The organism is Streptomyces sp. NPDC028305, assembly GCF_055569495.1.
Window position 1 is genome coordinate 742,159 of sequence record NZ_JBVHTN010000005.1, and the last position, 22,416, is coordinate 764,574.

Annotated in this window: 13 protein-coding genes; all 13 read right to left on the reverse strand. The window is 71.2% G+C overall.

Annotated features, from left to right (window positions below; translation table 11 throughout):
- Nucleotides 1-42: 42 nt before the first annotated feature.
- From ACZ4WQ_RS24185 to ACZ4WQ_RS24245, 13 genes are read right to left on the reverse strand one after another with little or no spacing between them, the layout of a single operon-like run.
- Nucleotides 43-2,217, reverse strand: coding sequence for a hypothetical protein (locus tag ACZ4WQ_RS24185; protein ID WP_398373937.1), 2,175 nt, complete (start codon nt 2,215-2,217; stop codon nt 43-45).
- Nucleotides 2,214-6,119, reverse strand: a complete 3,906-nt coding sequence (locus ACZ4WQ_RS24190; protein ID WP_398373938.1) for a putative baseplate assembly protein — start codon at nt 6,117-6,119, stop codon at nt 2,214-2,216. Before ACZ4WQ_RS24190 ends, ACZ4WQ_RS24185 begins: the two co-directional genes overlap by 4 nt.
- On the reverse strand, nt 6,116-9,304 hold the full coding sequence (locus ACZ4WQ_RS24195; RefSeq protein ID WP_398373939.1) for a putative baseplate assembly protein: 3,189 nt from the start codon (nt 9,302-9,304) through the stop codon (nt 6,116-6,118). The genes ACZ4WQ_RS24190 and ACZ4WQ_RS24195 overlap by 4 nt, the downstream gene beginning before the upstream one ends.
- Nucleotides 9,301-9,684, reverse strand: coding sequence for a GPW/gp25 family protein (locus ACZ4WQ_RS24200; RefSeq protein WP_311728432.1), 384 nt, complete (start codon nt 9,682-9,684; stop codon nt 9,301-9,303). Before ACZ4WQ_RS24200 ends, ACZ4WQ_RS24195 begins: the two co-directional genes overlap by 4 nt.
- Complete coding sequence (locus ACZ4WQ_RS24205; protein WP_398373940.1) at nt 9,681-10,028, reverse strand: hypothetical protein; 348 nt, start codon at nt 10,026-10,028, stop codon at nt 9,681-9,683. The genes ACZ4WQ_RS24200 and ACZ4WQ_RS24205 overlap by 4 nt, the downstream gene beginning before the upstream one ends.
- A 27-nt stretch (nt 10,029-10,055) precedes the next feature.
- Nucleotides 10,056-10,589 (reverse strand): phage baseplate assembly protein V, encoded by a 534-nt coding sequence (locus ACZ4WQ_RS24210; RefSeq protein ID WP_311728434.1) that lies wholly within the window; start codon nt 10,587-10,589, stop codon nt 10,056-10,058.
- A 16-nt stretch (nt 10,590-10,605) separates the two neighbouring features.
- Nucleotides 10,606-11,745, reverse strand: a complete 1,140-nt coding sequence (locus ACZ4WQ_RS24215) for a hypothetical protein (protein WP_358844664.1) — start codon at nt 11,743-11,745, stop codon at nt 10,606-10,608.
- Entirely contained in the window at nt 11,735-12,115 is a 381-nt protein-coding gene (locus ACZ4WQ_RS24220; protein ID WP_398373941.1) for a hypothetical protein, read from the reverse strand. Before ACZ4WQ_RS24220 ends, ACZ4WQ_RS24215 begins: the two co-directional genes overlap by 11 nt.
- A 20-nt stretch (nt 12,116-12,135) precedes the next feature.
- Nucleotides 12,136-12,807, reverse strand: a complete 672-nt coding sequence (locus tag ACZ4WQ_RS24225; RefSeq protein WP_398373942.1) for a hypothetical protein — start codon at nt 12,805-12,807, stop codon at nt 12,136-12,138.
- Nucleotides 12,804-13,502 (reverse strand): hypothetical protein, encoded by a 699-nt coding sequence (locus ACZ4WQ_RS24230; protein WP_385348212.1) that lies wholly within the window; start codon nt 13,500-13,502, stop codon nt 12,804-12,806. The genes ACZ4WQ_RS24225 and ACZ4WQ_RS24230 overlap by 4 nt, the downstream gene beginning before the upstream one ends.
- A gap of 24 nt (nt 13,503-13,526) precedes the next feature.
- Nucleotides 13,527-20,063: an eCIS core domain-containing protein gene (locus tag ACZ4WQ_RS24235; RefSeq protein WP_398373943.1), complete on the reverse strand. Its 6,537-nt coding sequence runs from the start codon at nt 20,061-20,063 to the stop codon at nt 13,527-13,529.
- Entirely contained in the window at nt 20,060-20,365 is a 306-nt protein-coding gene (locus ACZ4WQ_RS24240; protein ID WP_398373944.1) for a hypothetical protein, read from the reverse strand. Before ACZ4WQ_RS24240 ends, ACZ4WQ_RS24235 begins: the two co-directional genes overlap by 4 nt.
- Entirely contained in the window at nt 20,356-22,392 is a 2,037-nt protein-coding gene (locus tag ACZ4WQ_RS24245; protein WP_468022385.1) for an ATP-binding protein, read from the reverse strand. The genes ACZ4WQ_RS24240 and ACZ4WQ_RS24245 overlap by 10 nt, the downstream gene beginning before the upstream one ends.
- Between the last annotated feature and the right edge of the window lie 24 nt (nt 22,393-22,416).

Sequence of the window (22,416 nt, forward strand, 5' to 3'; positions counted from 1 at the left end):
CTGCGGGCACGGTGTCGGGGTCTCGGGGTCGGGGTCTCGGTGTCATGTCACGGCGATGACTCCCGCGTCCGTGCCCGCCGGGGTGTACTCCGCGAGCCGCGCCCGCAGACTGTCCTCGCGCTGGGGCTGGTACAGGTCGTGGAAGGCGCCCATCTCGGCCCCGTCCTCGGCGCCCCGGCGGATCTCCTCCGCACACCCGGCGGCCAACTGGCCGTACACCGGGGTGCCGTACCGCTCGCCGCTGAACCGCGGCCGCACCCGCCACGCCTCCCCGGCCCCCACCAGGTCCGGCTGGCAGCGGTGGCGGCGCGGGGTGCGCGAGCCCGGCGGCACATAGCTGAACCGCAGACATCCGACACCGCGCCGGGCCACGTGCATCCGCCCCGTGAACACGCTGTTCTCACCGATCTCGACCGCGTGCGTGTGCACCTCGCCGATGACGGTCGTGCGGTGGGCGTACAGCACGGCGTGCGCGTGGCGGCAGTCCGGGGCGGACAGGGCCGGGCGGTCGTGTCCGGTGGCGTCCAGGATGCTGTCGCGGATGTGGATCGCGAGCGGGTCGGTGTGCACCTCCTCGCCGATGACCTCGATGGTGCCCAGGACACTGCGCTCGATCTGCACACACGCGGTGGTGCGCTCCAGCACCAGGCTGGGCTCGTCGGGCGAGCGCGGCTCGCACTCCGGCTCCAGGGACCAGCCGGGGACGAGCGTGCAGTGGCGCAGCACCACGGCGCCCACCGGCCCGGTGACATTGAGGCCGCGCCCCGCGATCAGCAGCCCGTCCAGCACGATGCGCGGCGCCTCGCCGCCGCCGTCATGGTCTTCCCGCGCCCGGATGTTGAGCGCGTCGGGGCGGTTGCTGTACCAGTCCAGCAGCCGGATCACCGGCCGCGTCCCCTCGGCGGCGCGCAGTTCGAGGCGGTCGCCCGGGTCCAGGTCGAAGTCCAGCTGCTCCTGGTAGGCGCCGCTGTGCGTGATCTCGATGATGCCCTCGGGGCCGCACCGCCCGCCCCGCCGGTCGTGCTGCCACTGCCGGTACGCGTCCATGATCCGCTGGTGCGCACACCCCGGGCCGACCCGGTAGACCTCGGCGGCGGGGGAGGTCTCGCGGTCGTCCCGCTCGTACTCGCCACCGCCCATGTCGTCCGGATACGCGTGGTGGTACGTGACCCAGACCCCGTGGCGCGGCGCCGAGCGCGAGCCGAAGGCGATGCGTCCCAGCTCCGGGTCGACCACCACCTGGCCGCGCTTGGCCCGGTAGCGCCAGTCCGTCAGATCGGCCACCACGATGTCCGAGAGCGGCACCGGCTCGTCCTGGCCGTCCCGCCAGATCGTGAAGCTCTTGCCCGGCCCGTAGTAGTCGGCGAGCCGGTCCGCGAGCTGCCTGCGGCGGATGTACGCGGGCACGTTGTCGATGGCAGCGATGTGGGCGGCGGACGGCTCCGGCTCGGGGCGGGTGACCAGCGGGGTGTCGTTGCCGAGGATGGAGAAGGTGTAGAGGTTGCGGGCCCGGTCGATGCAGTACGCGGGCGCGTTGGTGAGGTGGTACGGCTTCAGCCGCCACACGAACAGCCGCACCCCGGCCGGGGTGTAGCCGCCCTGCCCGCGCCGGGAGCCCGCGCGCCGTACGTCCACCGAGCGCGCCACCGTCCCGAACGGCCCGCCCGCGAGGTCCAGCGCCGACCCGTCCCGCAGATCGGCGAGCCGGCCGCGCTCCAGGCGGCGGGTGTCCGCCGCCGCGCCGCCCGTTCCGCCGTACAGCTTGACCGGCTGGTGGTGTGCGGTGAGCCGGGACAGCTCCACGGCCCGCGCGGGCCACCCGGCCACCGATACGGACAGCTCTTCCAGCAGCGCGAGCGTGCCCTTGCGCCGCCGGTTGGCGACGGTGGCCGCCACGTCCCGGCGCGGCGCGAGCGCCTCGGCCAGCCGCAGCCGGGACGCGTGCGTGGGCCCGCCGTCCCGCAGCCCGGTGGCCAGGACCCGCTCGTAGCCGGGCAGCGGGCGGTAGCCCACCAGGTCGCCCAGGTAGGGCAGCACCCACGCGGTGGCGGTCTCCACGAACCAGTCGTCGTATTGGCGCTCGACCCCGTCGCGTACCAGATCGACCTGTTCGGCGATCACGGCGAGCAGGGCGCGCAGGGGCTCGCCCGCCTCCGCGTCCCTGAGGCGATGCCACTGCGGGAGCAGCTCCGCGAGCCCGTCCGGCTCCCTGCTCATGATGTGACCTCCGTGAGAATCAGCGTGTCCGGGACCTCCGGCGAGAACAGCGCGAGCTGGGCCGGGCGGATGCCGCGGAAGACGGACACCGAGCGGCCGCGGGGCAGCCGGCGGGTGTCGGTGATGTCGGGGTTGAGGCGCAGCAGTTCGGCGAGCGGGATGCCGTGGCGCCCGGCGACGCCGGTGAGTGTCTCGCCGTCCGCCGCGCTCACGCGGTACGTCTCCTCGGCGTACTCGGCACACCGGGCGGGGACCGCGGCGCTCGGCTCGGTGAGCCGGGCGGCCAGCTCGGCCAGCTCCCGCGGGGTGCTGGAGGCCGGGACACCGGTGAAGGCGTCCACGTCCACATAGTCGACGCCCGGCACCGCGTGGGCGGTGGCCAGCACCTCGGAGAGCAGGGCCGGCTGCCCCAACTCGCGGCCCAGGTAACCCAGGTTGCGGAGGAGTGCCGCGCGCAGCCGGGGCTCGACGAGCTCCCAGGAGTGGTCCGGCGCCACCTTCACCCGTGCCACCAGCAGAAGCAGCACCAGCTCCCGTACGTCCACGCGCACCGGCAGCCGGGTGTCCCCGTAGGCGGCCAGCGAGGAGCGCAGCGCGCGCAGCACCCGCGAGTCCTCGCCGATCGGCACGTCGTCCACCCCGGCGACCGTCACATGCAGCACCTTGCGCCGCCCGTCGAACAGCTCGCGGGCGGTGGCCCGGCCGATGCCCGCGCGCGAGCGGGCGAAGTCCTCGTAGTCCTGGAGGGACACCAGCCGGTCGAGCGCGGACACCGCGAGCGGGACGGTGCGGCGGGTCAGCCCCGGGCCGTCGCCGTCCGCGCCGCCGGTGGCGGGCTGCGGGTTGGTGACGGCGGTGACGCCCAGCGGCCGGGTCAGGGCCTGGGTGACGCGGTCCGCCGCCACGTTGGCGGCCCGGCCGGTGCCGAAGCGGTAGCGGGCCCGTACGTTCTCGTGGCCGCCGGTCAGCCGCGCGCCGTGCACACCGTCGCCGAACGTCACCGTCGTCCGCCCGTCCGCGGCGGTCCCGGTGACGTACACCCGCTCGCGCGGGCCGCGCCCGGCCAGGCTGTCCACCCGGTGCCAGAGCAGCCCGTCGACGCGCACCTCCAGCGCGGGGACGGCACCCAGCGGGTTGCCGGCCGGGAGCCAGGTCAGCGGGGACTGCCACAGAGCGAACGTCTGGTTGGCGAGGGCGGGGTCGCCGCTGCCGATCGCCTCGTCGCGGCTCTCGCCGTGCGTGGCGGGCACCACATTGCCCTGGACGCGGACGGTGTCGCGGCGGTAGCGGTAGGCCAGATCGGCGGTGAGGGTGAGGGTGGTGTGCACATGGTCGCCGGGCAGTTCGGGGTCGACGCGCTGGTCGACGGCGGCGATCACCGCCAGCTCCGTGCCGCGCACACCTGACGAGTCGGCCGCCCCTGGGATGTCAGTGCGCTCGCCGGAGACGACGATCCGGCGGCCGGGCCGCAGCCCGTCGTACAGCTCCGCCAGCTCGATCTCGTTGCCGTGCACGTCCTCGCCCAGAGGCTCGTCCGCCGGGCGCAGCGCCTCGCCGCCCGCGTGCACGGTGGTGTCGCGGATCGCGGAGAGCACGACGTCGTGCTCGTCGAGCCAGGGGTCGGCGAGCGTCAGCTCGGTGCCGCGCCCCGTGATGCCGTAGTTGGTGTACGCGGCGGTGCGCACGGCCGTCACGCGCGTGGTGACGAACGCGAGCTTCTTGTCGCCCGGGATGCCGTCCGGCTCCGTGGAGCCCTTGCGCGGGCGCTCGATGGCCACCCAGCTGCCGACCGCGAGGGAGCTCTGCACCGAGTCCAGCGGCAGGACATAGCGGTTGGCGGGCTCCGGCACGGTCGCGATGCCGATCTCGACGGCCGGCGGCTCGCTGCCCGGGGTGTACCGGACGGTCAGCTCGTACCGGCCGTAGGTGACGTGGACCGGAGCCTGGCCGCGCGTCAGCGTCCACTGCCGCGGGTCGCCGTTGGCCACGACGACCTGCACCCGGCCGTCCTCGGCGGGCCGGGAGACGAACAGCGTGAGCGCGGGCAGGCCCGGCAGCAGCACCGCCGTGACCCCGGGCTCCTGGGAGTCGGTGGGGCGGCTCCTGAGCCAGCCCAGGTCGTGGTCCTGGCCGACGCGAGTGGACAGCCGGACCTTGCCGGGGCCCAGGTCGAACTCCGTGTCCCTGGGCAGATTCTCGCTGACCTGCCACGAGGTGCCGGTCTCGATGTGCTGGAACTCCGCCTTCGCCGGCACCTTGCCCGCCGGGTCGAACACGACCCGCACGCTGGTCAACTCGCCGCCGGTCAGTGGCCAGTCGGCCTGCCGGATCACCCGGCCCCGGTCGTCCTGGACGGGCCTGAGCGGCGCCGTCGCCCCAAAGGGCGCGGCCGTCACCCGCATCGCCAGCAGCTCGCGCAGCACGGGGACGGCGGGAGCGGCTGGAGCGGCGGGAGCGGTTCTGGGCGGGGCGGCCCGGCGCCACGCCGCGTACATCCCGTCGGCCACCCGCGGGTCCAGCGCGGACAGCAGCCCGGCGGCCAGGTCCGAGCCCGGCGCGAACAGCCGCTCCGGGTCATGCGCCGCCCGGGACCCGGCGCCGGACGGAGGCCGTACGACGCGGGTGCGCAGGGCGGGCAGTACGGCGCCGAGCGCGCGCACGGCGGCGGAGCCGTGCGGCGCGGCGGCCTCGGCCGCTGTCTCAAGGGGCCGGTCCGCGGCGAGCTGCGACCGCGGCCGGACCGTGTCGGACCGGGCGGCCTCCGACTCCCCGGCCCGCTCCCGCAGTTCGCCGATCACCGCCTCCAGCCGCTCGAACCAGGCGGCGACCTCTTCGTACGGGGCGGCCAGCACCTGCGCCTCGGCCAGCCGGTCGTGCGGCTCGGCCAGCCGCCGGGCGAGCTGGCCCGGCGTGGTGATCCCCTCCAGGTCGGCCCGCAGCGGCGCCAGCACCTGCGCGTCGAAGTCCTCGATCAGCCGGCTGACCGGGCGCGGATCGGGGTGGTCGGGGGTGGGCTCGGCGTCCCCCCGGTCGTCCGGGTCCTCCGCCGCCTCCGGGTCGGTGATCCACCGGCGTACCTCGTCCACCAGCTCCTTGAGGGACGGCGGGGCGGACTGCGGCAGCCCGATCGCCGTCACGTCCTCCTCCCGGTCGACGCTCACCGCCGCCACCGGCAGCAGCAGCCTCCCCCAGCTACCGCTGGGAGGTGCCCCCTGACCGCTCCCGGAGTCCGGCGTTCCGCCGAAGACGAACAGCAGCCGGTCGCCGACGGCGAGCGCAAGCGAGGTCCCGGCCAGCAGGAGCCGCGACCGCCGCCGCAGGTCGTCGGGGCCGAGCAGGGCCGGGCGGCGGCGCCGCACCGCCAGCTCGTTCCAGGCCCAGCGGGCCGTCAGGTCCTCGCTCGTCTCGAAGGTCTGCGACTCCTCCCCCGAGGCTGCGGGCACGCTGTGGCTGATGGCCCCGCGCGGAATCGTCACCACCACGTCCTCGGCGCGCGGATCCCGGTCCAGCGTGTACGCGAGGTGGGTGTCGGCCGCCACGCCCGGCCGCGGGACATGCCCGACCAGCCGCCCCAGGAGGGTGAGCGAGCGGTAGTCGTCGGCGGTGCGCAGATAGCCCTCGTCGGCGATCCGCTCGGAGTGGAAGGTGAGCAGATCGCCCAGGACCGCCCAGGCGTCCAGCAGCCCGATCGACGGGTCGTCCGGGGTGCGTACGGTCAGGCCGCGCAGCGCCGGGTAGGCGGGCGAGGCGAGCCGGTCGAGCATGGCGGCCAGGAAGGAGCCGTACTCGCCGACCCGGTAGTCCAGGGCCGCCCGGCCGGGCGGGTTGTGCGGGGCGCCGGGGGCCCGGCGCTCGTCGTGTCCACCGCAGCCACATCCGCAGGTGTTCGGGTGGTCGCTCATTTGGCCCCCTTCAACTCGATGGCCAGGCGGCCGTTCTCGGGCCGGTCGGGGTCGTTGTCGCATTGGGCGATCTCCAGGGGGCCGATCCGCAGCACGCCTTCGTCCAGCGCCTCGCCGCCCGACGTCTCGTACGACGTGCCGTCGTCGGGCTCCTTCGGCCCCTCGAGGCCCTCGTGCCACAGCCGCCGCAGCCGGACCACCTCTACGCTCAGCACCCCCGGCACCGCAGCCGCCACGGCCACCAGGCGGCTCAGCCGCACCGGCTCGCCGAAGGTCAGGGCGTCGGGGTGGAAGAAGCCGAGCCGCCCGCCGGACAGCCGGCGGCCGCCCAGCACCCGGTACAGCTCGGCGAGGATCTGCCCGTGCTGATGCCCGGGCGCCGCGCACACCTCGACCGCGATGTCCAGCGGTACGGGGCGGGCCGGGCCGACCACCAGGTCGTGCCCGATCCGGCGGTAGCCCTCCAGGACGTGCGCCACCGAGTCAAGCAGCGCGGGGGATGGCGCCCCCGTCCCATACGCGTCGACGGCGATGTGCGCCTCCTGCACACTGCCGGTCCAGCGGATCTCCGCCGCCGCCCGCTGCACCCCGGGCAGCCCGGACGCGAGCGCCGCGTAGTCCTCGGCGGTGACGGCCCGGTGCCGGGTGCGCCTGAGGTCCAGCGGGGCCAGCTGGCGCACCTGCTCGACCGGCTCGGGCTCGGTGCCCCCGACGGCGGGCAGCGGATTGCGCACCCCGGCCACCGGCATGGGCCGCCCGGTGTCGGCCGCGTCCGCGTCTCGGCAGAGCACCAGATGGTTGATCGCCTCGGCGCCCACGTTGCCCGCTTTTCCGCCGCCCAGCCGGTAGTGGACCGCGAGGTGCGCCCCGGGCTTCGGCCGGGCGCCGTGCCTGCCGTCGCCGAAGCGCAGCGCGAGCCGGCCGTCGTCCTCCAGCTCGCCGACGAAGTGCCGGTCGCGGGGGCGGGAGCTCAGCAGATCCCGGTGCGGCGTCCAGGTCGCGCCGTCCTCGTCCACGCGTACGGCCGGGAGCGCGGCCCGGGGATCCTGGACGAGCGCGGCGGCAGGACCGTGCAGCACCGGGTCCTCCGGGTGCAGCCCGGCCGCGTACGCGCGGCCCCAACTGTGCGCGATCTCCCAGGCGATGCGCCCGTCCAGGACCGTGCCCGCCCGCGCCCTCGCCGTCAGTACGTCGAGGCGCCGCAGCTTGGGGTCGAGCAGCCGGTCGGAGCGGTGCAGCAGCTCGCGCAGCGCCCGGACGGGATGGCGGGCCAGCTCGAGCCGCTCCAGCACCCGTAGCCCGAACAGGACGGTGAGCTCGGCGACTTCCGCGTCCGAGAGCCCGTCGCGGTCGCGGGCGCTGCGCCACAGTTCGGTGAGGCGGCTCCGGACACGGTCCGGGACGGCGGCCAGGTGCCCGGCCTGACCGGCCGCGATATGGCGCGGGTCGGGGAAGGGCACGGCCTGGGCCACGGGGGAGCGGTGCAGCACGGGGCGGAAGCGGGTGGCGATGCCCGGGTAGACGGACTGGGCGAGGAGCGTCCGCAACGCCTCGGCCTGCGCGTACGCCGTGCCGGGCACCACCTTCTCGCGCCGCTGTCCGGCCAGCTCAAGGCCGATCCCGGCCCGGCCGGTCGGCTCCTCGCCGACGGTGGTGAACAGCTCCCGTACGTCCTCGCCGGTCAGCAGCCGCCCGTGCCCGGTCTTGTCGAGGAGCGAGTCGATGAGGCGTGCGGGCGCGTTCCCCGCGTCCTTGTCGAAGCAGCCGAAGGCGGGCGGGCAGCAGGAGCCGAGGACGGCGGGGACGGGCGGCACGGTGAAGGTCTCCGGGGTGCCGCAGCGATACGTCAGCGACCGGCCGTGGTCGACGAGCACCACATTGCCCCGCGCCACACTCACGTCCTCGATCGGCGCGCAGTCCGTGCCGCCTCGCGTGCCCGCCGTGCCCGACAGACACAGCGGGAAGGCGAGGGCGTCCTCCCGCGCCCAGGTGACCTCCAGGACCGGCTGCTCGGCCAGCCGGTCGACGGCCGGGGTGACGGAGGCCAGGCGCACCGCCTGCCGATGCGCCGGGTCGGCGTCGCCGGGCGTGCCGGAACGCGGCCCCAGCACCTCCTCGAACAGCAGCAGATCGCCGGGTTTCAGGTCCAGCCTCCGGGCCTCGCACTTCTCGTCCGCCCACTCGTCGCGCAGCGTCGCGGAGGTGGCGCCGACGGGCAGCGAGCAGACATCGCCGCCCCAGGTCCACAGGCGGATGGTGTTGTGGGCGGGCAGCAGCCGGGCGGGCCTGTCGGCCACGACCGGCTCGAACACCTGGACCGAGCCGCGCTCGTCCAGCACGGCCAGCTCGCGGTCGTCGAGCACGGTGCCGAGGTCGGGGCGGTCGAGCGGGCCGAGCGTACGGACGTCGACGGCGGCGAAGCGGAATTCCCCGGGGCGCAGCGTCAGCGGCTCGACCGTCTCGACGGTGACGAACGCGCGGGCGTTGCAGCCGTCGTGCATCGGGTAGTCGATGAGCCGGACATGGCGGCGTACGGACACCCGGCGGCGGGCGGTGTCGAGGTACGCCTCGGTGGCCACCGCGTCCTGGTGGTAGCTGATCTGGTCGGCGGTGTAGGCGAGCAGATCGACCAGGGTGGTGCCGAGGTCGGCGGCGTTGCGCTCGACCCAGTCGGGGGTGGTGAGGCGGAGCCGGTCCAGGACGACCTGGCGGAGGGTGTCGTAGTCGCGGGCCGTGTAGTCGATGACCGGGGCGGGGCGGAAGGTGGGCGGGTAGTCCGCTCCTTCGTCCTTGCAGTCGAAGGGGGTGGGACAGTCGGGCCGAAAGGTGAACTCCGCCTGGTGGTACCGCTGGTCGAACCCGGGGAAGGGCTCGGTGCCCGGCTGCCCGTACGGATCGGTCTCGACGACGGAGAGCCGGTAGACGGACGTGTCCCCGGCCCGGTCGACCGTGACGTACAGCTTGTCGTCGAGCTCGGGGTCCTCCTCGCGCTCGACGGAGATCTCGACGACCTCGATGCCGGTGATCCGGCGGCCGCCGTCGACGCGTACGTTCTCCGGGCACAGGCCGTGCGGGGCCTTGCCGAGAAAGGTCACGGTGAGGGTGAGCCCGTCATCGCCGACCTCGACGGCGTCGATCCCGTTGAGGTGGGCGGCCCTGATGAGGCGCCGACGTGTGGCGCTCATGCGGCTCCCCTCCCCTCGAACACCTCGTCGCGGCGGCTGGCGGTGGAGCGCACCACGTACCGCAGATGGACCCGCACCACGTTCTCCTCGCTCACCACGTCCAGGGACTCCACCTCGATCAGCTCGCCGAGCCAGCGCTGTAGCGAGGCCTGCACGGACAGCTCCACGGCGGAGGCCAGCTCCGGGCTGTTGGGGGTGAAGACGAGATCCAGCAGCCCACACCCGAAGTCGGGCCGCATCACGCGCTCACCGGGGCTGGTGAACAGCAACTGTTCGATCAGGTCGCGCACATGGTCGTCGTAGTCGGCATGCGCGGTGCGCCCGCGCCGGTCGACACGAAAGGGAAACGCGATATCGGTCCGTACCGTCCGGGCCCTCATCCGCACCTCACTCCTTGCCGCGCGGCGTCGACGACGGGCGCCCCCTGCGGCACGAGCCCCGCGCTGAAGCACTGTGCCGTGGAGGTGTCGAGCAGTACGGGCACGCCGTCGATCAGCACCGCGTCGCGGTCCGGAGTCCACCGGACGGTGGTGCACGGCAGCGGGACGCCATCGACGGTGTGCGGGCAGCCGGCCACCATGAAGACGTCATCGGCGGTCGGCACGGGCTGCCCGTCGAGCCGCACGCCGGACGACGGAACGGAGGCCGGCCGCGCGCGTCCGCCGTGCGGGCACCTGATCACGGTTTCCGTGTGGCCGACGAGATTCCCGGAATTCCCGGACACGTCTGTTGTCCCTCCCCGTTCTTCGAGCTAACGCTTTTTGGGCACGGTCAGCCGGCCCTCGTTGATGTCGACCTGATTTCCGACCAGCGAAATCGACGCTCCCTGGCCGTTGTTGATGTGCACCCCGCTCGCGTCGATCTTCACGTAGGCCCCGCCGGGGGCCTGGAGCAGAATTCCGTCGGCCGGGACGTCGGACATCACGATCTTGTGTTTGCCCGGCGTCTGGATCACGACGGGATGCGCCGTCGCCGGATCGCTCCGCGCGTCCTCCGGCAGCTGGTCGTTCGCCCCGAACCAGCACCCCGTCCAGATCGGGAAGCTCGGATCCCCCTGCTCGAACTCCACCCACACCCCCGCCCCGACGGACGGCACGACGTACTGCCCGGCGGGCCGCTGCTGATCCCCCGTGAAGGGGAAGCAGGGCATGGCCCAGGTCGACACCTCACCACCGAGCACATCGGGCACCTCGACGGTGATCCGGCCTATTCCGAGCGGGTCCTGGTTGTCCCGCACCCGGCCCCGGAACTTGCCGAGGAATCGGTTGTTGGGGGTTGCCGCCATGGGCGCTCCTGATCCTTTACGGACGAACGGTGCCGCTCCGGGCGATCAGCCCTTCGCGCGAGATGGTGAAGTTCTGCTGGAACGAGCCGGGCCGGATGTTGTGGGTGACCGATTTGACGTAGTAGTCGCCGTCGTAGGTGACCCCCGCGCCCCGGACCCCCACCAACTCGCGCGGCTGGAGGACATACCCGTGCCGATTGACGTCGAGCGAACCGGAACCGGAAATCGCGTCGGCGGAGGTGGCCGCCCTTGCCAGGGCTTCAGCCTCGGCCTGTGGCCGGTCCTTCTTGGCGGTGCCGGAGAGCGTCTTGCGCTTGAGGGCGGGGGTGGCCCGTTTGCCGAGGGGCGGGCGGAGGGGGCTGATATCGGGTTGCGCGAGGAGCGTGGATGTACGGGTCCTTGGATCCTGCACCCGGGCCTGGGGCTCCTCGCGGGCAGTGCCGTCGTAGGCGAAAGTCAGCTGATCGACGGTCGAGTTGACGTCCATATTGACGTTGAGGGCGTGCTGCCGCTCACCGAGCCTTTTCTCCGGGCCCCAGTAGGCGGTGGAGTGGCCGGCCGTGGGCCCGGGGACGAGATAGAAGGTGTAGCCGTTGGCCCGGGCCAGGTCGTTGACGTACTGGAGGTCGGTGCCGGTCTGGTAGTCGACGCGGTATCGCTCATTGGGCGGCTGGAGGATCTGCTCCTTGACGACGTGGGCGTCGATTCCGTAGTCCGTGTACTTGGCGAGAATGCGGGTGACGCGCTGGTAGGGGGCGAGGTTGGGGTAGCGGTCGGTCCGCTCCTCGAGGTCCATGAGGAGGGTCAGGTCCTCGCCGGTGACGGTGAGGGTCGTCTGGCCCGGCTGATTGCTGGCGCCCACCTCGTGGCGCACGATCAGCCCATCGAGGAGAACGACGGGCGTTCCCTTGATGGACGCCGTGACGACCACCCTCGTGCGCGGGTCGAAGAACCCCTCGGGCAGCAACCGCTCGATGATCGCGCCCTTTTTGGTCAGATCGAACGCCATCTGAAAGCCGCTGCGCTCGCCCGCGGTCATGGTGATCTGCGCGGACAGCAGCGCCTCGGTGACCTCGGGCGGCACGGGGCGGGTGAGCTTGGGCCCCATGCGCATCTCGAGATGGATCGGCCCCTGCCCGACGGGCTCATCGGCCATGACCACCTCCCGGGAACCCGCCCGGGATGTCGATCTCCTCACCGGGCTCGGCGGTCAGCTCCCGGGGATCGAGCACCGGGTTGGCGTCCGCGATCCGCCACCACTGGGCGGGGTCGCCGAAGTAGCGCCGGCCCAGGTGATCGGGGCGTTCGCCGCTGCTGACGGTGTGGGGAGCGGTGTCCTCGTGAGTGGTGTCCTCGCCGGGGTCCGGGAGTGGGGGGAGAAGCCTGCGCTTGGCGTATCGGACGGGAGTACCGTCCGGTTGTATGTGCACGCCGATCTCGGCGTCGTGGTAGCGGCTGGATCGGGGATAGGGGTGTGACCCCGGAATCTCGTCCAGCGCGCTCTCGTAAGGCTCAATGCCGGCCATGTCTGCTGTGCCCTCCCCGATCAGATGTCACCGCTGTTGAGCCCCAGCGAGCTGAGACTTCCACTGCGCGCGGCCTTGGCCAGGCGCTCCTTCTGCGCGAGATGCGCGAGGTAGAGCTCGGCGCCTCGGTGGCCGGCCGGGAGGTCGCTGACGGTCAGCACCTTCATCCCGATGCTGAGGGATGCGCGGATGGGGTTGAGGTTCACGTCGAACGCGGATTCGTTGATCGAGAGCTCGGTGATGCGGACGGGCATGACGCGCTTGCTGCCCCAGGTGAAGAGGGTCAGTGGCATTTCGATGGGGCTGATCTCGATGGTGCCCTTCTTGGAGAGGTTGGAGGCGGCGCGGAGTTGGGCGGTGGTCGGCTGCACGAGCATTTCGAGGACGGCGAGTTGGGGGTGGATCCCGTCGGGGGCCGCGACGTCGAACTGATCGGTCGCGTCGATTTCGGCCGTGAACTTCCATGTCTCCTGGGCGGGGCCCTTGAGACGCAGGGCCTCGTTTCTGTCCCCGCCTCCGCTACCGCCTCCGCCGCCGTCTGCCTGGTCTCCGGCGGATTGGGGGGAGAGTGAGCGTTCCAGGGTGTCGGGGTTGAACTGCAACACGATGATGCGTTGGGGGGTGCCGCGCTCGGGGTCGACGATGACGATGCCGGAGCGGATGGGCCTGGGTATGTCTGCGTAGCGGGTCACAGGCGGGCCTCGAGACGGGTGCGAAGGGAAGAGTAGTCGCGGTCCGGAAAGAGTTCTGGAAATACCAGGAGCATGTTCTTGAGGTTGTTTGCGTTCTCCGAGAAATCTTGCCTGCTCAGCGAGATGTCTGCGAATAGATACTGCCAGCCGTACGCCCCCTTGGTAAGGAGCAGCGTTTCGAGATATTCGCAGTAGCCGATTTCAAGCTTAATGAACCCTGGCGGATGGGGTGGCTGCTCGATGTCTGCGATGTCGCTGTACCAGAGTTCAAGTTCCTCGACGTCCGCCTGCATGCGAATGTAGGTCTGAATTCCTGCACCCGATTTGGGTGTTCGATCGATTGGGCATAGCTGCGACAAGAATTCACGATGAAAGTCTGTTTTCCCTCTTCCTGTCCCGGGATCGCTGACCTGGAGGGCGTCGTGAAAATTGATGAGGTTGAACTCGCCCCTGGCATCCGGTAGATCCTTGACAGTTCTCCATGCGGTGCCGAGCTCATAGAACCGAAGATAACAGCCAAGCATGTTTTCGCTGAAACGCACCCCCTCCCATGATTCATCGTATTCTTCCGGAAGGATGCTGGAGAGTGGCCTTTCCAGGTCTGTGCCGCTGCATTGATATTCCAAAAGAGGGCACATTTCGATCTCTTTAATAGAGTCCAGATGTAACTGCTCGTTCCGTGTAAGCGACGACATTGATCTCCTCCGCTCCTTGCCGTTCTACGAGAATGTAAAGTGTCCTGCCCTGTGGCGCTCTTCGACCCGTTTCATCGCCTCGTCGAGCGTGTATAGGGGCATGCCCTTGGATGATTTCCATGTATCTAGTTTATTGCGCATATCTGCAATGTCGATAAAGGGTTGTGAGCGGTTCGGGAGTCCCTTGGCGTATTCCGCGTCCCTCACTTCCTGGACGGCTGTTATAAAGTTGGGTGTCTCTCGCAGGGCCGTATTGAGTTCCTGCTTGCTCGCGGTGTTTATGTTGACTGGAGCCGGCCTGCTGCCGGGTATGGGTGGTGCGGGAATGGGTAGAGTGGCGCTGGTGATCGGGTCGAACTTATCCCAGTCCAAACGGCTTCTTCCATTTGCTTCCGGCTTCCTGCTGTAGAGTCCCCATGATGCCGTGAATGTCTTGGGGAATCCGGGCGGATAGTCTCCCGCAGCGTATTTTTCCGGGTCGATCATCCGCCCCGGATATTTATACGGGGAACCTCCTTCCCAGCGCGTCAACTCGACCTTATACCAGCCCACATTCTCCGGGTTTTTGTTTATTGACCCGAATGTCATGGCTGCAAACTTCTCGAAGCTATCGTAGAAGGGGCCATTGATCGAGTTGAGTGCTGGCACAAAGTTCGATGTCTTGGCGGGCCCGCCAAGCTGCCTGGGGATGAGGTGCATTCGGTCCCACTGAGGCTTTCCAGGGCTGTTGAGGCCATGGTCGTCCACGTATGTCCAGCCCTCGGTGTACTGCCCGCTGGGTGCCTGCCCGTTCCTGTCGGCCCATTTTGCGTTCACAAATGTTGCCTCGGTTTCCTGGCCAGGGCGTCGGCCCATCCGCGGCTGAGGAATGATTTCAGGGTCCGGCAGGCTGTGTTGGTTCAGGTAATCATTCATTTCCTCCGAGAACCCGTTGAGCACGTCCTCTTCGGGGTTAAGGGTCGCCCTGATGTTGAACTTGGGACTTCCTTCCTTGAACAGGCTCGTGAGTCGGTAGTACTGGCGAAGGGCGCCGAGTAGTTGCAGATGAGCCGTCTGCGGTATTCCGGGCTTAAGGCGCTTCCTCAGGATGCGGCGGATGCGCTTGACAGCGTCGCCCAGCCGCTCGTCCTTGGACTGCTTCTCTTCCTTCTTCCGCCCATCCTTTTCTGGTTTGGACTTGGGCCTTCCCGGGCCACTCTTTTCGGGACGGGGCTTGGGCTTGTGTGGGCTCTTCTTATTCGGCCTGGACTTGGTCCGGTCCGGTCCGTCCTTGTCGGGGCGGGGCTTGGGTTTGTCTGGTGTGTCCTTGTCTGGCTTCGGCTTCTTGTCGTCCGGCTCCTTGTTCGGCTTCGGCTTATCCGGCGTATCCTTGCCGTCCGTCTTGGGCTTGTTCGGGTCCTTGCCGTCTTCCTGCGGTTTGCCCCGGGTGTCGCCCCGGTCGTCCTTGGGCTTGTTGCCCGGGGTGGTGTCCTCCTTCGGCTTGGGCTTCGGCTCCGGCTCGGACTTGGGCCTCGCGGGAGGCTCCGGATTTGGCTTGGGCTTCGCGGCCGGGGTTGGGCGGGTGTTCGGGCGGTCTTCGGTGGGCTTGGGCTTGCCGTTCTTGTCCTTGGTCGTGGGGGCCGGGGTCTTGGCGTCGGCCTTCGTCGGCTTGCCTGATGGCTGCGCCGCGGGCTTCGCGGGGTCCGGTTTTGTGGCGGGCCTTGGTTTGGTCGTGGTGGTGGTCGTCGGGCGGGCGGGCGCGGGGGTGTTGTGTTTGTTCGGGTCCGGCTGCTGCGTCTTCTGGCCGCCGGGCTTGTCGCCCCGCTGGTCCGAGCCCTCCGCGCCCGCTCCCTTGCCGCTGGCCCCGCCCTTGTCGCCCTTGCCCTTGCCGAGCCTCGCCGCGACCCCCTTGAGCCGCTTGCCCACCTTCGACACGTACTTGCCGATGCCGCTCAGCAGCCACTGGTACAAGGTCTCCAGCAGCGCGACCACACCCGCCGCGACCGCCTTCGCGAAGAGCACCCCCGCCCCGCCCATGCGGACGGCCTTCAGCCAGTCCAGAACCATCCCCAGCGCCCGCAGGATCGCGCTCAGCGCACCCCAGGCCGTGCGGATGGCGTCGATGACCGCCATCGCCCACCCCGCACCCGGGATCAGCTTGGCGACAACCTTCGTGATGACCAGCTCGCCGATGATCAAGGGGAGTTGGGGAACGACGGCGGCCCACGCCTCCTTGACGATCTGGTCGAGGCTGTAGCCGCCGTTGATCAGCTTGTCCAGGATCGCCTTGGGGACGCCGATGATCTCCTGGATCTTCTCCTGGAACCACTGCTTGACGGCCGAGGAGACCTCGCGGAAGAGGTGGTTCTTCGCGCCGTCCACCGCCGAGTTCTTCGCGCCGCTCAGCCAGCCGCCCGGGTCCATGAGGAAGTCGACGGCGATGAGCATCCACGCGCCGAGCGCGTTCAGCAGCTGGGAGGCGAAGTCCAGAACCGCCTTGACCGCGCTGACGACTGCGTCGACCGCGGCCTGAAGGGCCTTCTTGAGGATGTCGAGGATGCTGCTCAGCAGCTTGCCGAGGGCGTTCAGCAGATCGGTGATGATCTGCTTGAGCATGTTGGCGAGCTTGTTGACGAGGGCGATCGCGGCGTTGATCAGCCCCGTGATGAAGTTCCGGATGCGCTTGGCCAGATCGACGATGGCCCGCACCATCGCCTTGGCGAACTCGATCAGGTCGTTGATGAAGTTCTTGATCGCATCGACGATGGCCTTGCGAGCATCGTTGATCCAGCGCTCGACCGTCTCCTTGAAGTTCTTGATGAAGTTGACGACCGCGTCGCGCGCCTCCCTGATGACGCGGACGATCGCGTTCTTGATCTCGATGACCTTGTCTTTGATCCAGTTGAAGGCCTTGCTGACCCAGTTGCCCGAGTCGTTGACGCTGGCGTCGCGTTTCTTCTCGGCATCCCGTTCGGCCTGGTCGCTCTTGTCCTGGATCTTTTTGTCGCTGTCGTCCTTCTCCTTGCCGACGTCCTTGTCGGTCTGCTCTTCCTTGTCCTTGACGTCGTTGCGGATCTTTTCGTGCCGCTCGGTCTTCTTGTCGCCGAGGGACTGGAGCTCCTTGTCCTGCTCCGAGCGCCAGTCCTCACGCTTGGCGGTGACCTCCGTCATCGCCTTCTCGCGCTCGCTCGCCTGGCTCTTCGTGTTGGTGTCGATCTCGGCGTCGACCTGCTGCTTGTGCTTCTGCTGACCGCCCCGGAAGTCGCGGTCCTTGGCCTGCCGCCCCTCGGACATGCTCTTCCGGCCGTCCGAGAACGCGGCCTGGAACTGCGGCCCGCGCTCGTGCTCCGCCACCTCCGAGGCGGCCTCGGGCGGTACGGCTCCCGTCGACGCGCCGCCCCCGGGCCCGCCGCCTCCGCCGCCCTGCCGGCCGGGGACCTTGGCCGCCATCTCCTCCTTGGGAGCGTCGGGGTAGACCTGGTCCTCGCCCATGGGGCGGGCGGCGTCGTCGCGGCCCGTGTTGACGGTCTCCTGGCCCTTGGTGTCGACGGCGGAGCCCTGCTCGCCGGCCGTCTGGTCGGCGGCGCCCTGCATCTGTACGCCCGGCGCGTTGCCCGCCTGGGCCTGCTTGAGTGCTTCGTCCTTGGTCGGCAGCCCGGCGAACTTGGCCGCCAGTTCCTGCGCGTCCACCTTGAAGCCGACCCAGCTCAGGACCTTGCCGATGCCGAAGCCCAGGGCCATCTTGAAGGTGTCCCAGCCGCCCGGCTCCTCGGCCTTCTCCGCCTCGATCTGGCCCTCGGGCTCCTTGGCGCCCGTGACCTCGGCCTCTTCCTGCTCGGGGGCCTCGGACTTCTGGGCCGGATCCTGCGAGTACTGGGCCGGCGCGTCGGCCTTGGGCTTGCCCTGGAGGGTCTGCGGAGCGCCCGCCGGGCGCTGCATCGAGGGCGGCGCGGCGGCGAGCGCCTTGTGTTCGTCGCCGACGGTCCGGTCCACTGAGCCGCCCACGCCGCTCATGGCCTCAAGCGCCGCGTGGGGCTTGAGCTTGGAGGCGGTGGACAGACCGGCTTCCGGGGACACCTGGGAGAGGTTCGGGGCCGGGCCTGCGTTCTTCTTCTTGCCCTTCGCCGGGGCGGAGGCCTTGCCACCGCCGCCCCCACTTCCTCCACCCCCTCCGCCGCCACCGCCCGGTGCCTTGGCGGCGGGAGCCGACTTGGGCTTCGTGCCCTTCGTGGCCGCTGCCGGGGCGGGGGTTTCGGGCTCGGCGGCCTGCTTGGGTTCCGGGGCGGACGGTGCCGACTTCGCCGCCGGAGCCGCTGCCGGAGCCTCGGCCGGGGCTTCCGTACGCTCCGCAGGGGGACTCTGCTCGCTCTGTGCCCCGCTGCTCGCCCCACCCGGCGTATCCGCGTTGGACCCGCCGGAGACCTGGGTGTCCCGTGCGGGTGAAGGGGATTGTGCGTCGGCCGTCGGCTCGCTCTTGCCCGCCGGAGCCGCGTCCGTCTTCTTCTGCTCCTCCTTGGCCGCGGGCTCCTGGGCCGCCGCCTGACCGCCCGCCGCTTGCTGGGACGCCTTCTCCGGCGCGCCGCCGGACTTGTCGCCCGCCGCGGGGGTGCCCTTCTCCTCCTTCGCGGCCTGTTCCTTGGCCTCGCCGCCCCCCTCGGACTTCCCCGCCGACTGCTGCACCGTCACCTGGGCGTCGACGGGCCCGGCCTTCGGATCGGCGCCGCTCTTCGGATCCCGCGATGCCGCGCCCGCTCCCGGCCGTGTTTCGGCAGCCTGCTCCAGGGCGAGGCCGCCGAGCGTCCCGCCCCCAGGACCGTCCTCGTCCTCCTCGGCCGCCGGCTCCGTGTCGGCAACGGCTTCGGTGCCGTCCTCCTCGGGCTCTGCCTCCGCCGCCTCGTCCTCGGCGTCCTCCGCGTCCCGCTCGGCCTGCACCTTGTCGGCCTTGGTCACCGGGGGAGCGGGGAAGGACGGGACCGGCGGGGTTGCGGACGAGGACGGGTCCAGCCGGTCCGCGGTCGGTACGCCGGACACATCGAGGTCCTGGGCCGGCAGGAAGTCCTCCGGCTGGAGCTTGACGTCCCAGGCGCTCTGCTCCCCGCCCCCGACATCCACCTCCGACTCGCTGCCGGAGGCGAACGGGTCCTCGTCGGCCTTCTCCTCCGGGCCTTCGACGTCCTGATTGCGCTTGCCGTCGAGCGTGGAGAACGGGCCGGGCTGCTGAGTGTCCTCGCCAGACGTCGTCGGCGAACCCGTAGGCCTCTCGGCCCCGCGCTTGTCCTCCTGCTTCAGCTGCTGGCCCGCCACGAGCGAATCGACCGCGCCTGGACGGTTCTTGGCCGCCGACTCCTCCTTGCTCGGGGTCGGGACGCCCTGCTGATCCTGCCCTTCCTTGCCCTTCTCGCCGCCCTCGGACTTCTTCTCGCCGCCGCCCTGTTGCCCGCCCCCGGACTTCCCGCCGGAGGACGAGGACGAGGCCGACTGTTGCTGGGACTGGGGTGCCGCGGCCCGTGCGGCTGGGGCCTGGCCGCCGGATGGCTCGCCGGACGCGGAGCTTCCGCCCTCGCGCCCCGCGCCCGCGCCCGGCTTCCGCTCCTGGCTTCCGCCGCGACCCTCCTTCTCCGCGGCACCGCCGTTCCGCGGCGTGCTGCCGGGGGCGCCCTCCTCGGCAGGCTGGTCCGTCTCCGGGCCCGGTGCCGGAGTGGGCCGCCGCTCCTCCTCGCGTTCCTCCTCCGCCGTCCGCCGCTCCGTATCGCGCTCGAACAGCAGCTCCTCGACCGGATCCGGTTCGACGACCGGGGCGTCCAGCGACTCCCGCTCCGGATCCCCGTCGGCCTCGATCTCGTCCACCAGGTCGAGCACCCGCTCCTGCTCGGAGCTGAGCAGCCTGGTCTCAAGGCGGTCGAGGACGGCGTCCTGCAACTCGTCCGACAGCCGGGCCAGTTGCATACGGGTGCGCTTCGAGCGGTCCTCCGGGTCGCCGCGCAGCGAGCGCACGACCGAGTTGGCCAGCCGGTCCACGAGGGTCGCCGGGTCGATCTGTTCCGTCCGGTGCCGGTCGGCGTCCACGGTGGTGTACCGCAGCCAGCCCGGCGTGGCCCGGCCCTCCTCGACCTGGGCGGCCCGGTCCGGAGCGGCCGCGTTCCCCTCCGCCTCGCGTTCGATCGCGTCCTGCCGCACGGACACCGCGCCCACGTCGCGGCCCGCGCGCAGCGCGCCGAGGCCGTGGGGGTTCTGGACGGTGTGCAGGAGCTCGTGGGCGAGGAGGCGCTGTCCCTCCGCCGTACCGGGCCGGAAGGTGTTCTCGCGGAAGAAGATGTCCTGGCCGACCGCCACCGCGTCCGCGCCCAGCAGCTCCGTCAGCTGCCCCGCGTCGCGGTCGGTGTGCAGGCGGACGCGGCTGAAGTCGTGGCCGAGCTGTTCCTCCAGCTCCCGTCGGACGCTCGGGTCCAGTGGCTGGCCTGCGCCGCTGACGATGTCCTTGGGCTCGGGCGTACGGGAGTTGGCCGTGCGCTCCTTGCGCTTGCGGCGCTTCGCGGACTGGGCCGAGCGGTCGTCCTGGGCCGAGGCCTGGGAGGTGCTCATGGCCGCTCTCGCCCCCTTCCGGACAGGCCCGCGTGCACGGCGCGGGCCAGCGCCTCGCCCAGGCGGGTGGGGGAGGTGGTGGCGGGCAGCGGGGGAAGGTCCGACAGGACGTCCAGAGCGCGGTGTTCGCCGTCCGTCGCCAGCGGTACGCCGCGCTCCCGTACGAGCCGGGACAGCTCGGCCTGGAACGCCGCGGAGACCCGGTCCGGGTCGACCCGCGCGTCGAAGCCGGACAGCGCCAGCTCGCCGATCTCCACGCGCACGGTTTGCGGCTGCTGCCCGTACCCCTCGTTCAGACCCATCCGTGGACCTCCGAGGGCGTGAGCGAGCGTTCCAGCTTCAGGTATTCGGTGCGCGCCGCCGCCAGCATGTGGCGCATCTGGAGCCGGTCGCCCTCCTCGGCCGCGAGGAAGGCGCCGGACAGGGCGATGTTGCGGATCGAGCCGCCCGACACGGTCAGCTGGGCCAGCCGCTCGGCGTCGATGTCCTTCATCGGGGCCTGGGCCGGGAGCACCTTGCGCCAGATCTCGGCGCGTTCGCTCTCGCCGGGGAAGGGGAAGTCGACGACGAAGCGGATGCGGCGCATGAAGGCCGGGTCGAGGGCCTTCTTCATGTTGGTGGTGAGGACGGCCAGGCCCCGGTAGGCCTCCATCCGCATCAGCAGATAGCTGACCTCCAGGTTGGCGTACCGGTCGTGGCTGTCCTTCACCTCGCTGCGCTTGCCGAACAACGCGTCCGCCTCGTCGAAGAGCAGCAGCGCGCCGCCGCGTTCTGCGGCGTCGAAGACCTTGCGCAGGTTCTTCTCGGTCTCTCCGATGTATTTGCTGACCACCTGCGAGAGATCGATGATGAAGAGATCGAGGCCCAGTTCCTTGGCCATCACCTCGGCGGCCAGCGTCTTGCCCGTGCCGGAGCCGCCCGCGAAGAGGGCGGTGACGCCCAGACCCCGGCGCAGCGTCCCGGCGAAGCCCCACTCCTGGTACACGGTGCCCCGCCGGCGTACGTGCGCGACGATCTCGCGCAGGATGCGGCGCTGCCGCTCGGCCAGCACCAGGTCGTCCCAGCCCGCCTCCGGCTCGATGCGGCGCCCCAGCTCGTCGAGGCCGATCCGCGCCTCGGTGAGCCCGGCCCGCCAGGCCAGCTCGGTGGCGTCCAGCTCGTCCTCGTCGGGGAAGTCGCGGCGTACGGTGGCGGCGGCGGAGCGTATGACGTGCGGCGGCAGCTGGAACTGCGCCACCAGGGAGCGGAGGTGGGCCTCCTCGACCTCGGGGACGTCGGCGAAGGCGTCGGACCACAGGCCGAGTTGCTCCTCGTCGTCGAGCCGGGGCACGGTGACCCGCTCGCCGCGCGGCCGGTCGGTGTGGCGCGGGTCCGGGCTGGACACCACGAGGGGTACGGCGGCGCCCGCGATGAACGCGTCGGCGGCCGCCGCCTGTTCGCGGTCCAGCTCGCCGACCTCAAGGAGCAGGGCCGCCGGCAGCAGGATCGCCTCGCGCTGCCACAGGCGGGCGAGACGGTCGCGCTCGGCCGGGTCGGTGGGCAGATCCTCCGCGGCCATGGCGTACAGGCCGAGCCCGGAGCGGCGGGCGGCGGCGGCCGCGATGTCCGTACGGGACGGCACGTCGCCGCCGACGAGCTCGACCCGCAGCGGGGCCTCCGGACGGGACTCGGTCCAGCCCGCCGCCACCCGGCTCGCCGCCAGGTCGTACGAGGCGGGGAGTGCCTGCGGGACGGGGGCGCGGCGCAGCAGGCCGTGCAGGCGGGCGTCCAGGTACGGCGAGCCGGCCAGGAAGTGCAGGATCCGCTCGTCGAGGCGCAGCCGGGTGGTGGTCAGCCGGGTCTCGTCCTCCAGCTCGACGAGCCGCCAGCGGCGCAGCGGGGCCACGGGGGTGAGCGCGCTCCAGTGCGGCTCGGCGAGCGCGGCGAGCGCGAGCGAGAAGGTGGGGTACGTACGGGCCGGGTCGCCGCTGGCGGCCGCGCAGCGGGCGGCGGTGGTCGGGTCCAGCTCGGCGGCGGCGGTCAGCAGGACGACCTCGCGCTCGAAGTCGCTGAGCCCGAAGCAGGTGACGAGGGCGTCGAGGGTGCCGGGGTCGCGGGTGGGGGGTGGTGTGACGGGCAGCTCGCCGCGGGGCGCGGGGGCCGGTGTGGTGTCCCCGGCTCGTGCGCCGTCCGCGGTTGGTCTTTCGGCTTCGGGCGGTTCGGCGTCTGTCCCGGCCTTCGCGCGGGCGCGGCGGGCGTGGGCGTCGACGCGGGCCAGGACCGCCTGGATGGCGGCGGCCAGCGCCGTCCCGTCCGCCGTGGCCGGTCCGCTTCCCTCGTGGGTGCTCATGCGTTCACCCGCCCCCGTCTTCCG

Coding starts and splice junctions, on each gene's coding strand:
- ACZ4WQ_RS24185 (WP_398373937.1), bottom strand. CDS start 2,217: ATGAGCAGGGAGCCGGACGGGCTCGCGGAGCTGCTCCCGCAGTGGCAT.
- ACZ4WQ_RS24190 (WP_398373938.1), bottom strand. CDS start 6,119: ATGAGCGACCACCCGAACACCTGCGGATGTGGCTGCGGTGGACACGAC.
- ACZ4WQ_RS24195 (WP_398373939.1), bottom strand. CDS start 9,304: ATGAGCGCCACACGTCGGCGCCTCATCAGGGCCGCCCACCTCAACGGG.
- ACZ4WQ_RS24200 (WP_311728432.1), bottom strand. CDS start 9,684: ATGAGGGCCCGGACGGTACGGACCGATATCGCGTTTCCCTTTCGTGTC.
- ACZ4WQ_RS24210 (WP_311728434.1), bottom strand. CDS start 10,589: ATGGCGGCAACCCCCAACAACCGATTCCTCGGCAAGTTCCGGGGCCGG.
- ACZ4WQ_RS24215 (WP_358844664.1), bottom strand. CDS start 11,745: ATGGCCGATGAGCCCGTCGGGCAGGGGCCGATCCATCTCGAGATGCGC.
- ACZ4WQ_RS24220 (WP_398373941.1), bottom strand. CDS start 12,115: ATGGCCGGCATTGAGCCTTACGAGAGCGCGCTGGACGAGATTCCGGGG.
- ACZ4WQ_RS24230 (WP_385348212.1), bottom strand. CDS start 13,502: ATGTCGTCGCTTACACGGAACGAGCAGTTACATCTGGACTCTATTAAA.
- ACZ4WQ_RS24235 (WP_398373943.1), bottom strand. CDS start 20,063: ATGAGCACCTCCCAGGCCTCGGCCCAGGACGACCGCTCGGCCCAGTCC.
- ACZ4WQ_RS24240 (WP_398373944.1), bottom strand. CDS start 20,365: ATGGGTCTGAACGAGGGGTACGGGCAGCAGCCGCAAACCGTGCGCGTG.
- ACZ4WQ_RS24245 (WP_468022385.1), bottom strand. CDS start 22,392: ATGAGCACCCACGAGGGAAGCGGACCGGCCACGGCGGACGGGACGGCG.